Genomic DNA, 14,166 nt, shown 5'->3' with positions numbered 1-14,166 from the left:
ATCCGCTCGTGTCATGGCCCCTACAAGAAAACAGCCATGTTCGATACCAACGAGCCGGAAGAAGTTGAGTACGAGTTCGAGCCGATAGCCAAGGGAACAGCCGACGCTCTTGAAGACTACGCGCCCCTCTACGCAGAGAACTACGAGGACTTCAAAGACAACCTAATCACCTGGCTGATCCGCGAAGGCAAGACTCCAGACGAAGGAAAGGGGTACGCCGAGGAAACCGCACGCGCGACACACTACCGGATTGATCACGCCTACCGCTGGAAGTGGGAGCAGACAGCAGAAGCGACCGTCGAGTTCACTCCCGACGACGCGGACGAACTCATGAAGGTTCTTGTTCGACTGAACAAGCCCGATAGTGAACTGGCGAAATATCAGAAGTCTCTGAAGCGGTTGTTTAAATTCGCCAATCGAGTGAAAGGGAGGGACTACAGCTGGAAACCCGACGTGATCACAGGCGACTCCGGGGAATCGATGAGCCGCCACTACTTCAAGAAGTACGAACTCGGGAAGATCTACCAAGCTGCTGTCGATCTCTCCGCGTTCAAGTCGTACAACAACCAGAACATGACGCCGAAGGAGCGCCGCCGTCTGAAAATCCATCTCTCTCAGCGGTTCGAAAAACCGAAAGAAGAGGTCGGACCCGAGGACTTCAAGAAAGCAAACTCATGGAAATACCCCTCGATCGTCGCCGTGAGTTGTGACGCCGGGCTTCGACCCATAGAGGTGGGACGCGCAAAGGTCAATTGGGTCAACCTCCAAGACGGAGAGCTTGTGATCCCAAAGGAGGAAGCGACCAAGGGAGACAAGACGTGGGAGGTTGGACTGTCCAGTCGGGCAGTTAGCGCTCTTGAACGCTGGCTCAATGAGCGGGATTCTCTGAAGAAGTACGACGGACGCGACGAGCTGTGGCTTACGAAGTACGGGAACACCTACACTACCCAATCGCTGAACGACTACCTGCCCAAGCTCATAGAGGAGGCGGAGATCGAAGCGCGGAATCGCAAGCTAACGTGGTACTCCATCCGACGTGGTGTGGCGACACTATGGGCGAATGAGGAAGGAATCCACAACGCGAAGGAACAGCTACGTCATGCGAGTATCGAAACGACGGAGCGCTACGTTCACTCTGATAGCGAAACCCGGGCGGAAAAAGCCGATTCCAAGTGGTGAAATAAGCAGGCTTCGGCTGTATTCTTCTCTACTCGGGGAGTTCCTTCTTCCCATCCATGTAGCAGTCAGCACAGGGGAAGTCGCCGTGTAGATCGTCGCAGTCACACTCGTCGGGTTCCGCTTCATAGAAGGAGGGTGACTTCTCGATAATTGCCCCACCGTCAGCTCGAAGGCGATCTTCTAACGTTTGTGGGGTGTTTCCCCGGCATCAATTGTGGGAGTTGGGTAGTCAATAGCGGCTTGTAGAACACTTCTCGTAGATGCCGCTTTTCCGTTCGGTAGCACATAGTCGTCTCTCGCTGCATCTGACTCAGCCGAAGAAAGGTGCGCAGATGTTGAGCGAAAGAGCAACTTCGCTACAAGAGCGTGACGACGAGGATGAACTATCTGCACTCAAACTTAAAAATCCGGTCGTCAGCTGTAGAGTAGATCTGGTGAATTCTTCACTCTCATCTTCTTCTGATAGCAGTGGCTTCAATAACCTAAGTTGAGCAAACAAATGAGTTAATTGGTAAGATGACCGATAGCACACAGAGGGTGTGAAATGTGAATCCGTATAATTATCAAGAGCCTGTTACTGAAAGACCAGAGTTAGCTGACCGTGAAGAGAGCGTCAATGAGATAGAATACTATCTCAACGAAGCAACCTCTGGTAATTTATTCAACATATCTATCACAGGCGAACGTGGGATTGGCAAAAGTAGTTTGATGAATATTGGTCAGAACATCGCTGAAGATCTTGGATTAATGCAAGTTGATATACCAATAGGGCAACTAAATACTGTTGACGAATTAGAATTTTATAGAGGTTTATTTGAGGAGATCCTTTCTCAAGGAGCTAAACAAGAATATATAGAGGAAAGTTGGTTAGATTCATTCAAAGAAGCTATAACTGGTGCAGAAGAAGAGGTTTCAATTGGTTATAGCTCTACGTATTTTAGAATTAAATCTGGTTCAGAAAGTGCGTCTGATCTGCCGAGGAAACAGATAATTGATGATCTCAAAGAGATCCACGGGAGGGTAGAATCTCCCGCGATTGCTATATTTATTGATGAAGCGGATTTACTCATAGAGAATCGGATTCTCTTCAGAAAATTATATTCCATAATAAATAACGTAGAAGGATTCTTTATGATTTTGTCGGGGAATGAGTTGGCAGAGGCGATACCGAAGAGTATAGCTCCGTTGGGTCAGTCATTCACAACAATAGAACTATCTGAATTTGAAGAACAGCAATTTACGAAGGAATCTCTTCTTAAACCTCTGTCAGACTCTGAGAAATCTGCGTTTGACCAAGACAGTATAAGCGATATTCATCGCATCACTGGCGGTCACCCGTACGAGATTAAATTAGTCGCCCATTATATGTATAAAGAGTATCAGCTCGGGTCTGACTCAATAACAATTGGTTCGGATATTTTATCGGATGTTGTCGAGAGCCTTGAATCTATTCGTGGTTCAAAGCAGGAAAGATTGTTTGATAAGATTGAGCAACTGTCCGATGAGCAACTTCGATTACTCGTTTATCTTTTGGAAATCACGGGAGTGTCAGAGGAGTGGCTGGTTCGCTATTCTTTATTAAAAGACATCTCCGAGTTGTCGAGACAGGATATAGAATCAAGGAAGCAAAATCGGAGAAGACTATTAGACCAATTAGAAGGTCTTGGAATAGTTGAGAAATCAGACAACGGTCTTGAGTTTTCTGGCGAGATATTTGACAGACTTTTCCTGAAATATTACGCTGCTGACCAAGGCGTGTTAGATATAGATAACTTCCAACCGAGCAGAAGCAGATCTCCTCGTCAAGCGGTATATAGCGAGATTATTAGCCAAGGTTTCAGTGAATCTGAATTTGACTACCGATTCATTACGAAGTTTGACTTTATTCATGACGCACTCCCTGAAAAGGGAGAAGAAGGACTAATCCAATGGCAGACAATCCACAGAACTGGTGAAATCACGGTAGAAAGTGGTGAGTGGGAAACTATTTTGAAATGGAAAGTAGGTGAATTTTTTGAAGAAAATGAGGATTCAATTTGGTTCAGGTGTAATCTTACTTGGGTACCAACTGGTTTCCTAACAAAAGTAATTCTTCTTGACGATTATCCAGAAGCGAAAGAGCATCTTAAGGAACAAGTCAATCAGCTATCTTCAAAATTAGACATTTTATCTTATGAATTTGTATTGGAGGATGAGATGACACTTTTCAAGCAATCTCAAAGAGCGTTTGAACAAGGGAAACTGGACAAGGCCGAGGAGTTACTTAAAGAGTCGATTGAAGTATATCCACTATTCTATCCTGCATGGAGGAATATTGGTCTAATTTACTCTGAACGTGAACAGAATCAATCGGCAAGAGTCTATTATAGAATGGGATTGGCCCTTGGAGGCAAAAATACGGATATTGCAGAACTATTAGCGGAATCATATAGAGCAGATGGTCTCCACAATAAGGGGACAGAAGTATTAGAGGAATCTCTTACTGGAGAAGTTGCTCGAACTAATTCTATCCTATTGAAGCTCTCTCAAATTCAATTAGAGTCGGGTAATTTAGAAGAAGCAATACAGTCGTTTAAACGGTATCGAAATTTGATCGGTTAAATCTGTAAAGCAGATACCGCTGTCGGAATGATCCGGCTGAAATTAGTGGTACAATGGGGGGCGCACGGCCCTATAGCATAACTGGCATTGTCATTTATAAGTACAGCAAGTGTTACATAATTCCAAGGGCTATCTGAGCAAGATAGCAGAATTTGTTGCTGGTAAATGCTGAAAAATGTCGCCAATTATGACATTAGCTTCCCAAGCTAATAGCCCGGGTTCAATTCCCGGACGGCGCATTCTCCCGACGCTCGAACGAAACAGCCACGGCGCCGCCGGACGTAACGCCGGATATGCGAACCGTCTTCCACGTCTCCACGGTCGATCAGCTCTCGCACGCCGACGCGAAGGTGACCAACCTCCTCGCCGACGACACGCTCGACGTGCGCGCCGTCGCGGTCGTGGTCGACGATCCCGCGGTCATCGACGCGGCGGCCGACAGCGACGGCCACGAGCGCGTCGAGGCCGTCCTCGCCGCCGGCGACGAAGCCGAGACGACGTTCCGGGTCTGCTCGAACGCGCTCCGGGGGGCGGCGGCGACGCTGAACGAACTCCCCGAGGGCGTCGAGGCAGCGTCCTCCGGCGTCGGCGAACTCACTCGGCTGCAAGACGACGGCTGGGCGTACATCCGCCCGTAGGCCCGTCCGCGCCGACCGACGGGGCCGGCGAGCGAGCGCCCGCGAGGTCGGTCGCCGAGCTCCTTCACCGGCGCCAACATATATCATCCCGTCGCGACCACAGCGACGTATGGCCCATCGAACCGGAGCCTCCCACGCCATCGCCGCGCTGGCGGCGATGGTGTCCGCCTCGTACCTGAAGGACGTCCTGAAGCACCTCGTGAGCGCGCGTGACCTCGTCGCGTACGCCAACGCGGCGGGGGTCCAGCTCGCCGACCAAGTCGGCGTGGCGAGCGCGACGGACACGGTCGCGGGCGTGGCCGCCGCGGGGCTCCTCGTCGCCCTCACCTTCGTGTGGGGATGGGCCTACCACCACAGCGTGATCGGGTAGCGATCGTCGCCAGCGAGCCCACCGGAACAACCGGTTCCGGTTACGCAGGCCAGTCGGCCGGGTCCGTATCGATCCGATCGCGCAGCGTCGCGGTCGCGTCGGCGTCGTAGCGGAGGACACGCCGCCACCACGGCCCCTTCCCGGAGTCGTTCGAGAGGTCGGTGACCAGCCGGTTCGCGTCGGCGCCGCCGGCGGGGGTCGACAGCGGGACCGCTCGCTCGAACAGCTCCGACCCGTCGGAGTCGCCGCGCACGAGCACGGCCGCGTCGAACGACTCCCGGTGGACGTGGGCGTTCGAGGCGAACCGGTCCCGGGTCGCGGCGTCGCCCTCGCGGTAGTCGTCGCCGGTGAGGACCTCCGCGACGCGGAACTCCCCGATCAGAAAGCAGCCCCACTCCGGCGGGAGCCACTCGGCGCGGTCGTCGTTCTCGCCGTGGACGGTCAACGTTGCGTAGAATAGGAGCCAGTCGCCCGGTTCCAGCCGGGAGAGCGGACCGGCCTTCACGCCGTGCGGATCGCCGTAGGTGAACGCCTCTCGACCGAGCGCGCCCGCGAACTCCGGGTCGAGATGAACGGGCAGGTCGACCGCGTCGCCGGGAACGTACGCCGCGAGGTCGAGATCGACGTAGGTGGCGACCGGTTCGGCGGTCGGTTCGCGCTCGGGGATCGGGACGTAGACGAACGAGCCGTCCGGGTACACCGGCCCGCGGCGACCCGGGAGGTTCGTGTTGGCGGCGACGTTGATAGCGACCGCGCGGGGCATGCGATCGCGTTGCGGCGGCGACGGCTTAGCGTCGGCGCTCGCAACCCCGATCATGTCGCCTCGCTTGTCTTCCGTAGTTCGCCTCGCTACCGCTCGACGAACCACTCCCCGAACTTCTCTAACGCCCGCCCGCGGTGGGAGATCGCGTTCTTCTCGGCGGCGTCCATCTCGGCGAGCGTCGACCCGTCGTACTCGAAGATCGGGTCGTAGCCGAAGCCGCCGTCGCCGCGCGCCTCGACGATCTCGCCGCGGACGACCCCCTCGAACAGCTTCACCGGAAGCGGCTCGGTCTCCTCGTCGTCGCGCTCGGCCCCGGTTGCGGCCGCGGCGACGCGCTCGTCGCGGTCGACGGGGTCGGGGCTGGCGTCGAACGACTCGCCGTCGCAGTACGCGAGCACGCAGCGAAACTCGGCGCGGCGGTCGTCGAGCTCGGCGTCGACGAGCCGTCGGACGGCCTCGACGCCGAGCGTGTCCTCGGCGTACGCGGAGTAGGGGCCGGGAAACCCGTCGAACCCGCGGACGAACAGCCCGGCGTCGTCGACGAGGACGGGCTCGTCGGCGTGGCGGTACGCCTCGCGGGCGCCACGGGCGGCGATCGGCGCGAGATCGGCGGCCTGGATCTCGGTGTAGTCGAAGTCGAGTTGCGATACCTCGTCGCCGAGGTACTCGCGGGCCTCGCGGACCTTTCCCGGGTTCGTCGTGACGTAGCGGAGCATACCCGCGCTCGGAGCGGCCCGGGCAAAGCCGCGTCGATGTCGCCGGCGATGCCATCACGGTGGCGAGCCGAGGGGCGGCGCGGATCGGGCGGCCCGGAGAAGATATCGACCCGGAAAAGCGGGACGACGGGGACTTCCACGTCACAGATGACGGCGAGATGCACCACCCCCGAGAGCCTTTTGGCCTGCCGGAACGCACCTGTCCGCAATGAGTGACGAACGGCCCGACAGCGCCCGCGAGCGGGCCGAATCGCAGTGGCGTCCGGCCGACCGCGAGGCGGAGGTGGGCGAGCCGGTCGTCCGCGGCGATCCGGCCGTCACCGGCGAGCGCGCCGAACGGGCCGCACGCTTCGATCCCGACGACCCCGAAAGCCTCGAGCGGGCGGCCGACACCGTCCGACGGTTCGCCACCGAGGCCGTCGCCGGCGACGACAACGTCGTCATGTTGCGCGGGGCAGCCGCCTGCGCCGCGCTCGTGCGCGGGCACGGGTCGTACAAGGCCGCCGCCGAGGCCGCCGGCGACGGCGTCCAGGTGTCGTTCATCCGCAAGTGGGCGCGCGTGCACGACCTCCCCGAGTCGATCCGCCGGCACGTCGCCCGCGGGCACATCGCGCCGACTGCCGCCAAGCACATCGCGCGCGTCGCCGGCGACGCGCGCTTCGACCTCGCGTGGGCCGTGCTCGATGCGGATCTCACCGTCCGCGAGGTGCGCCGTGCGGCCAGCGCGATCAACGACGGCACCTCGCCGGAAGCGGCCCTTCGAGCCGAAGGCGCCCGCCCCGGCGAGCTCAGTATCGACCTGCCACCCGATGTCTATCGGTGGCTTCGGGACCGCGCGTCGCTGGAGAACCGGGACCCGGGCGACGTGGTCGCCGCCGCGCTCGACGAGCACCGAGACGCCTGAGTATCTCCGGGACATCCGAGCTGTCGCGGAACGTCGCTTTATGACCCGTTCACACCAACAGTGCCGTCGATATCGTCGACGCCGAGGAATCGAACGGCGGTGTCGCGGATCACCTCTCGGGCAGTCTCCACGTCCGCCCAGCGGATCGTCTCGTCGGGGAAATGCGCCTGGTCGATGCTCCCGGGACCGAACACGACCGTCGGAACCCCGGCGGCAATGTAGTGCCGGTTGTCCGCACCGTACGTCGCCCCCGCGGGAGCGGTGTCGGACAGCCCGGCGTCGGTCATCGCCGCCTGCAACGACCGGACGACCGGCTCCTCGGCGTCGATCTCCGCGGGCTCGAACATGATCGAGAAGCGGTCGAACTCCGGCGGGTGCTCGGAGAGCCAGTCGTCGTCCGCGACCACCTCGGCGAGTCGCGTCTCGAACTCCGCGTCCACCTCGTCGACCGTCTCGCCGGGCGCGACCCCGATCCGCCACTCGGCGGTCAGCGTCCCCGGCACGGTCGACGCCCACGATCCCGCGTCGACCCGACCGCAGACGATGGGCCACGGGACATCGAACGCCTCGTACAGCGGGTGAGTGACGCGCTCGCACCGCTCGGCCTCCAGTTCCATGAACGCCCGCCTGATCCGCTCGAACAGCGGAAGCGTGTCGACGCCGTTCCACCGCGTCGCGGCGTGGGCGCTCCGGCCCGCGATCCGCAGGCGCTTCATCACGGTTCCCTCCGTCGCGGTGACGGCGCGGAGCTTCGTCGGCTCGGCGACGAGGGCGGCGTCGCGGTCGAACGGGTACGGCGAGTCGAGCGCCGCCGCGGCCGCGCCGAGACCACCCTCCTCCTCCCCGGCGACCGCCTCGACGACGACCCGGCCATCGAGGTCGAGATCGCCGGCGTCGACCGCCTCGCGGAGGTCGATGGCGGCGTGGACGCAGGCGGCGACGGCGGCTTTCATGTCGACGGCGCCGCGGCAGGTGAGCGTCTCAGCGCCGTCGTCGGCCTCGCCCCACACGGGGTCGAACGGGTCGCTCGTCCAGAGGTCGTCGTCCGCGGGCACCACGTCGAGGTGGCCGTTGAGCACGATCGTTCGGCCGGCGTCGGGGTCGCCGAACTCGAGGACCCCCGCGACGCTCGGACGCCCAGCGGCGTCGATGTCGGCGGGGTCGTCCGGGAACGAGGGATGTTCCGCGAGTCGATGGGGGTCGGCCTCCCACGTGTGCGTCTCGAAGCCGGCGTCCGCGAGGCGGTCGCAGAGCCACTCGGCGGCGGCAGCCTCGGCGCCGTCTGTCGTCTCGAACGAACACAGTTGCGTCGTGAGGTCCCGCAGGTCCGGAACGGTCATGGGGTGTCGATCGACGGCCGGCGGCAAGGGCGTGTGGGTGGCGGCGGTCGGGTCGGCGCCGGCGTCGGATTCGTAAACGCTTATGCGCGCACGACAGTAAGACCGGACGAGGGCTGGTAGCTCAGTTAGGGAGAGCGTCCGGCTTTTAACCCGTTCGGACGGCGCGTGCGTGCGGGGAAGTCACCGGACGGTCGGGGGTTCGAATCCCTCCCAGCCCGCTTCTGTGCGCCGCACCACGACGAGCGAAGCGAGGAGCCGCGGCGCACGGACGGCGTCCGAGGGATTCGAAGTAGACGACGGCGAGCGGAGCGAGCCGGCGGCGTGGTTCGAACCCCTCCCAGCCCGCTATTCCTGCGAGCGTCAGAGGAGCAGTGAACGACTCGGAGAGTCTGGAGCGCCGCGATCTCACCCCTCCCCGTGGTACGTGCCGTCGTAGTGTCCCTCGTGGTCGGCGGCAGCGAGGACGAACTGCGCCACGCGGGCGCCCGGTTCGATCTCGATCCGGTGGCCGACCTGAAGCATCCCCTCGCCGCGACCCTCGTACCCGGCGTCCCACACCGCGGTGTTCAGCATGCAGGAGTTTCGAAGCAGCGTCGACCGCGGGTAGACGAAGCCGACGTGATCGTCCGGGATCTGCAGGCGCTCGCCGTACTGCAGGACGTACGCGCCGGGGTCGAGCCGGTACAGACCGTCCGCTGGATCGATCTCGGTCCGATCACCCACACGCTTCCCGTCGCGGGTGATCCGGCCCGGTTCGGCCTGCTCGTACAGCGCGTCGACGGTCAAGTCGACGCCGTTCGGCTGGATCTGGTCGTCGTCGACGGGGTCGACGTGGTCGGCGACGGCCGCGCCCGATTCGAACATACCCGAGGGAGAGACAGGCCGACCGAAAAGCCCGCCGGTCGGCAACCGACCGGTAAGACGCGGATGCGGTTGTCCACAAACGGGTCCGTCAACGGATCATTCGAACGGAATACGAGGCAATACTCGCGTCGACTGTGCAAAAATTACCGGACGGAGCGGTGGTCTATCACGAACGTCGGGGTGGAAACTCGCCGGATTTATATCCGCCGAGCGAGGATATGCGGACGATATGGGACAGACGATTACGGAGCAGATTCTCGACGAGCACCTCGTCGAGGGTGAGCTGACACCCGGCGAGGAGATCGGAATCGAGATCGACCAGGTCCTTACACAGGACACGACGGGGACGATGGTGTGGCTGCAGTTCGAGGCGCTGGACCTCGACGAGGTCCAGACGGAGCTGGCCGCGCAGTACTGCGACCACCAGACGTACCAGTTCGACTTCAAGAACACCGACGACCACCGCTTCCTCCGGTCTGCGGCGGGGACCTTCGGCGCGTACTTCTCCCGCCCCGGCAACGGTATCTGCCACCAGGTCCACAAGGAGAACTTCGCGGCGCCCGGCAAGACGCTGCTCGGCTCCGACTCCCACACGCCGACCCCCGGCGGCCTCGGCCAGCTGGCGATCGGCGCGGGCGGCCTCGACATCGCGGTCGCCATGGGCGGCGGCCCGTACTACGTCGAGATGCCCGAGGTCGTCAACGTCCAGCTCGAGGGCGAGCTCCCCGAGTGGGCGACGGCGAAGGACATCGCGCTTCACCTGCTGGGCGAGCTGACCGTCAAGGGCGGCGTCGGCAAGGTGCTCGAGTACACCGGCTCCGGCGTCGAGAACCTCACCATCCCCGAGCGGACGACGATCACGAACCTCGGGACCGAGCTCGGTGCGACCTCGTCGATCTTCGGCACGGACGAGAAGACCGAGGACTGGCTGGCGCGCCAGGACCGCGAGGAGGAGCACGTCGAGCTCACCCCCGACGAGGACGCCGAGTACGCCGAGACCATCGAGGTCGACCTCTCGGATCTCGAACCGCTCATCGCGACGCCGTCGATGCCCGACAACGTCGTGCCCGTCCGCGAGGTCGCGGGCGAGGACGTCGAACAGGTCATCATCGGCTCCTGTACGAACGGCGCCTACGAGGACATCCTCCCCGGTGCGAAGATGATCGAGGGCCGCGAGGTGGCCAAGAAGACCGAGATGATCGTCGCGCCCGGCTCCAAGCAGGCCTCCGAGATGCTGGCCCGTGAGGGCTGGACCGCGGAGATGATGGCGGCCGGCGTCAACTTCTCCGAGGCGACGTGTGGTGCCTGTATCGGCATCGGCCACGTGCCCGCCTCCGACTCCGTCTCGCTGCGCACGTTCAACCGCAACTTCGAGGGCCGCTCGGGCATCGAGGACGACTCGGTGTACCTCTGCTCGCCCGAGGTCGCCACGGCGGCGGCCATCACCGGCGAGATCGTCGACCCGCGCGACCTGGCCGACGAGCTCGGCGACCTCGAGGCGCCCGGTCTCGAGATGGGCACGAAGTACGGCCCCGGAATGGGCGAGTCCGACCCGGACATCATCAGCCCCGACGAGGCCGTCGACGACGACCTCATCAAGGGCCCGAACATCGGCGACGTCCCCCTGAAGGACGTGCTCGCCTCCGACATCGAGGGCGAGGCACTCCTGAAGATGGAGGACAACATCACGACCGACCACATCATCCCGGCGACGGCGGACATCCTCAAGTTCCGCTCGAACATCCAGAAGCTCTCGGAGTTCACGCTCTCGCGCGTCGACGACACGTTCGCACAGCGCGCGCTGGACGCCGACGGCGGCTTCCTCGTGGCCGGCGAGAACTACGGTCAGGGTTCCTCGCGTGAGCACGCGGCCCTGTGCCCGATGTTCCTCGGCATCGAGGGCGTGCTCGCACAGAGCTTCGCCCGCATCCACAAGGCGAACCTGTTCAACTTCGGCCTCGTGCCCCTCACCATCGACGAGGAGACGTACGAGCACATCGACCAGGGCGACGACATCGAGATCGTCGACGACGTGGGCGAGGGCGTCCGCAACGGCCAGACCGAGTTCACCGTCCGCGTGAACGACGACTGGGAGGCCACGGCGCACCTCGACGCCTCCGAGCGCGAGCGCGAGATCCTCGCGGCCGGCGGGAAGCTCTCGTGGACGAAGCAGCAGCACGACACCGACAGCGGCGCGGCGCCCGCTGACGACTAAGAACTGCTTTTCGGATGGGGGTTTCCTCGCGCTCGCTCCGCTCGCGCTGCGGGAACCCCCATTGAAAACCCGTTCATGCCGTCGGATTCCGAAGGAATCCGACTGCTGACGGGAAATCGAAGATTTCCCGTAATGACAAAACTGCCGCTCGCTCGGGCCTAACGGCCCTCGCTCGCGGTACGATACGTCGGCCGCACCGCACCACGATCACCGATTCGGAGTTGCGGCTTCGCCGCTCATCCGCCAGTTCACTTATCCCTGCGAACTCCAAAGGCCGGGTCGTGACCACCTCGCGCGGCTCGGCCGCGAGCGATAACGGGACCGACGAGCCGCGGATCCGCCCGGCCGACCGGGCGGACCTGCTCGGCGTGTTCCGCATCGAGAAGGCCGTGTTCACGCAGCCGTGGCCGTACGCGGCGTTCGAGGGACTGCTCGACGCCCCCGGCTTCCTCGTCGCCGAGGGTGACACCGAGGGCAGCCACGACAGCGGTCGAGACGCCGCGACCGGGGGGACCGCGAGCATCGACGCCGGCGACGTGCTCGGCTACGTCGTCGGCGACGTGACGCCGAACCACGGCCGGGACATCGGCCACATCAAGGACCTGGCAGTTCACCCCGACGCGCAGGGGGAGGGACTCGGCCGCCGGCTGCTCCGGGCGTCGCTGTCGGAGCTGGCGGCGGCGGGCGCCAGCGCCGTGAAGCTCGAGGTCCGCGAGCGTAACCACCGCGCGCAGTCGCTGTACGCCGACGAGGGGTTCCGGTCGGCGCGGCGGATCCCGCGATACTACGGCGACGGCGAGGCGGCGTTCGTGATGCGACTGGATCTGGGCGAGTGGGTCCGCGAGCGCAACGCGGACGAGACGTAACCGTCGGGCGGGCGACGGGGTGGCCGCGGACGGCAGCCGTTTTCACGCTCGACGCCCCATTCGGGGTATGGGATACGCCTGTCCGGTGTGCGAGACGCCCCAGCGCGACGGCGAGCACCTCGCGAACCACCTGGCGTTCACGGCCATGCTCCACGGCGACGAGCACGAGGACTGGCTCGACGAGCACGTCGACGACTGGGGCGACCGCACCCCCGCGGACCTGGCGACGGAGGTGACCGAGTTCGCCGAGGAGACCGAGTACGACGAGGTGTTCGAGGACACTGCGGGGGCGACCGGAGGGAGCCCCCGAGGCGAACGGGGAGCGAACGCGACCCGTGAGCACGCCGACGCCGGTCACGGACACGGACACGACCACGTCCAGGGGGACGAGATCGCGGGTCGCCCCGAGGCGGCCGGCCGCGCCGCCGGCGACACCGGAGAGATGGCGCGGGCCGTGACCGACGAGGCGGTCGAATCGGTGCTCTCGGAGGCGCGAGAGCTCACCGAGGAGATGTACGGCGGCGACGCGACGGGGAGCGGTGACACGGGGGACGACGATGCAGGGGACGACGATGCGGAGGCGACGGAGAGCGCCGACGAGGGGAGCGACGGCGAGGAGTGAACGGGCCGCTACCGGGCGGTCGACACGCCTCAAAAACGGACTCGGGTCGGCGAGCGAGTACTCCGGGCGGTCGTCGCCTCAGAACGAGGAGAGGCCCTGTCTGACCTTCCTGACGAGGTCCTTCTGCTGCAGATAGCCCGCCGCCGCGAACATGGTGGGCGCCCACAGGCCCACGAAGATGCCGCCCTGTTTGTCCCCCTTGGCGTAGAACTTGTACCAGGCGAATAGCACCGATCCCGCCGCGAGGGCGGCGATCGGGTCGCCCCCGGACATGGGCACCGAGTCCGACACCTCCTCGGCTTTCTTCTCGATCTTCTCGCTGGAATTCGCGTCCTGCTGTTGGAACAGGTCCATAGCGTCCGTACGAAGGCCCGGAACGCAGCTCAGTGTTGTGCTGTCACTTGCAAGCCAGTTTTCAGGTCTCGTGTCCCGACCGGCGGCGTCCGACGGGTTGGCGGTCGGCCGCCCGAAGGGAACGACTCTTGACTCGCACGCTCCCAGCGACGGGTATGGACACCGAAGGGACGCTCGCGCCGGCGACGCCGGCGGCCGCGCGCGAGGAGTACGACACGCTCGTGCCCGCCGCGAAGGTCGCCGTCCGCGAGGCGACGAAGGCGATGGAGTTCGACCGCGAGGAGTACGCCGAGCGCGTCACCGGCGAGGTTATCGAGACCGTCCGCGACGCGCTGTTCGCGTCGCTGCTTCGCGTCCACGTCGGTACGCGCGAGGAGTACGAGGCGTGGCTCGACGACCACCCGGAGTACGAGTCAGACATGGCCGGCAGCGACAACGTCGACAACGTCGTCTGGCACCCGGTCGCGTTCGCGCCCGAGGGCGAGGGCGAGCAATGCGAGTCCTCGGGGCGAGCGGGGAGCGACGCGACGCGCGAGCGCACCAAGCCCGTCGTCGCGGCGACGTGGCAGGCCGAGCGCGAGGCCGCGATCGGAACGCTCCGCCGGCGCGCGTTCGGCCGGGCATACCGACCGGTCGTGGACGGCGACGGCGATGACGACGGCACCGGCGGCAACAACGACACGAGCGACGGCGACCTCGACGCCGACGAGGCATAACGCGTTTGCGCCGTCGGC

14 protein-coding genes and 1 tRNA gene are annotated in these 14,166 nt (G+C 63.1%); 10 read left to right on the top strand and 5 right to left on the bottom strand.

The genetic code is table 11. The annotated features are described in order from the left end of the window. The first annotated feature begins 36 nt into the window (after positions 1-36). From ABJD39_RS08885 to ABJD39_RS08870, 4 genes are all read left to right on the top strand, one after another. Positions 37-1,179: a tyrosine-type recombinase/integrase gene (locus ABJD39_RS08885; RefSeq protein WP_348607278.1), complete on the top strand. Its 1,143-nt coding sequence runs from the start codon at positions 37-39 to the stop codon at positions 1,177-1,179. A 546-nt stretch (positions 1,180-1,725) separates the two neighbouring features. Continuing rightward, positions 1,726-3,780, top strand: a complete 2,055-nt coding sequence (locus ABJD39_RS08880; RefSeq protein WP_348607275.1) for a tetratricopeptide repeat protein — start codon at positions 1,726-1,728, stop codon at positions 3,778-3,780. Positions 3,781-4,073: 293 nt separating this feature from the next. Next, entirely contained in the window at positions 4,074-4,418 is a 345-nt protein-coding gene (locus ABJD39_RS08875; protein ID WP_348607272.1) for a hypothetical protein, read from the top strand. Between the two features lie 109 nt (positions 4,419-4,527). Further along, on the top strand, positions 4,528-4,788 hold the full coding sequence (locus ABJD39_RS08870) for a hypothetical protein (protein ID WP_348607269.1): 261 nt from the start codon (positions 4,528-4,530) through the stop codon (positions 4,786-4,788). A 40-nt stretch (positions 4,789-4,828) separates the two neighbouring features. Here ABJD39_RS08870 and ABJD39_RS08865 read toward each other — a convergent pair whose 3' ends face one another. Continuing rightward, entirely contained in the window at positions 4,829-5,551 is a 723-nt protein-coding gene (locus tag ABJD39_RS08865) for a hypothetical protein (RefSeq protein WP_348607266.1), read from the bottom strand. 86 nt (positions 5,552-5,637) lie between these two features. Further along, the gene (locus ABJD39_RS08860; protein ID WP_348607263.1) at positions 5,638-6,267 is read right to left on the bottom strand and encodes a non-canonical purine NTP pyrophosphatase; all 630 of its coding nucleotides are present in this window, start codon (positions 6,265-6,267) and stop codon (positions 5,638-5,640) included. A gap of 208 nt (positions 6,268-6,475) precedes the next feature. Between ABJD39_RS08860 and ABJD39_RS08855 the strand changes: the two genes are divergently transcribed. Further along, the gene (locus ABJD39_RS08855) at positions 6,476-7,171 is read left to right on the top strand and encodes a DUF7119 family protein (protein ID WP_348607260.1); all 696 of its coding nucleotides are present in this window, start codon (positions 6,476-6,478) and stop codon (positions 7,169-7,171) included. 38 nt (positions 7,172-7,209) lie between these two features. On the opposite strand, the gene ABJD39_RS08850 is transcribed toward ABJD39_RS08855, so the two are convergent. Next, on the bottom strand, positions 7,210-8,511 hold the full coding sequence (locus tag ABJD39_RS08850) for a M20/M25/M40 family metallo-hydrolase (protein ID WP_348607257.1): 1,302 nt from the start codon (positions 8,509-8,511) through the stop codon (positions 7,210-7,212). Positions 8,512-8,621: 110 nt separating this feature from the next. Between ABJD39_RS08850 and ABJD39_RS08845 the strand changes: the two genes are divergently transcribed. Next, positions 8,622-8,729 (top strand) — tRNA-Lys (locus tag ABJD39_RS08845). A 187-nt stretch (positions 8,730-8,916) separates the two neighbouring features. Here ABJD39_RS08845 and ABJD39_RS08840 read toward each other — a convergent pair. After that, complete coding sequence (locus ABJD39_RS08840; protein WP_348607254.1) at positions 8,917-9,375, bottom strand: deoxyuridine 5'-triphosphate nucleotidohydrolase; 459 nt, start codon at positions 9,373-9,375, stop codon at positions 8,917-8,919. A gap of 229 nt (positions 9,376-9,604) precedes the next feature. Here ABJD39_RS08840 and ABJD39_RS08835 point away from each other — a divergent pair, with 229 nt between their 5' ends. The 3 genes from ABJD39_RS08835 to ABJD39_RS08825 all read left to right on the top strand — a co-directional run bounded on the left by ABJD39_RS08835 (position 9,605) and on the right by ABJD39_RS08825 (position 13,078). Next, positions 9,605-11,590, top strand: coding sequence for an aconitate hydratase (locus tag ABJD39_RS08835; RefSeq protein ID WP_348607251.1), 1,986 nt, complete (start codon positions 9,605-9,607; stop codon positions 11,588-11,590). A 281-nt stretch (positions 11,591-11,871) separates the two neighbouring features. Further along, positions 11,872-12,456: a GNAT family N-acetyltransferase gene (locus tag ABJD39_RS08830; protein WP_348607249.1), complete on the top strand. Its 585-nt coding sequence runs from the start codon at positions 11,872-11,874 to the stop codon at positions 12,454-12,456. A gap of 67 nt (positions 12,457-12,523) precedes the next feature. Beyond that, positions 12,524-13,078: a DUF5810 domain-containing protein gene (locus ABJD39_RS08825; protein ID WP_348607247.1), complete on the top strand. Its 555-nt coding sequence runs from the start codon at positions 12,524-12,526 to the stop codon at positions 13,076-13,078. Between the two features lie 78 nt (positions 13,079-13,156). On the opposite strand, the gene ABJD39_RS08820 is transcribed toward ABJD39_RS08825, so the two are convergent. Then, positions 13,157-13,432 carry a hypothetical protein gene (locus tag ABJD39_RS08820; RefSeq protein ID WP_348607244.1) on the bottom strand — a complete coding sequence of 92 codons (276 nt, stop codon included), beginning with the start codon at positions 13,430-13,432 and terminating at the stop codon, positions 13,157-13,159. Positions 13,433-13,587: 155 nt separating this feature from the next. On the opposite strand from ABJD39_RS08820, the gene ABJD39_RS08815 reads away from it, so the two are divergent. Beyond that, positions 13,588-14,148, top strand: coding sequence for a DUF5809 family protein (locus tag ABJD39_RS08815; protein ID WP_348607241.1), 561 nt, complete (start codon positions 13,588-13,590; stop codon positions 14,146-14,148). Positions 14,149-14,166 lie beyond the last annotated feature (18 nt).

The sequence above is a fragment of the Halobaculum rarum genome (assembly GCF_040025155.1).
GTDB classification, from domain to species: Archaea; Halobacteriota; Halobacteria; order Halobacteriales; family Haloferacaceae; genus Halobaculum; species Halobaculum rarum.
Note: the sequence above shows the minus strand (reverse complement) of the source record. Positions and strands in the feature narration are given on the sequence as shown.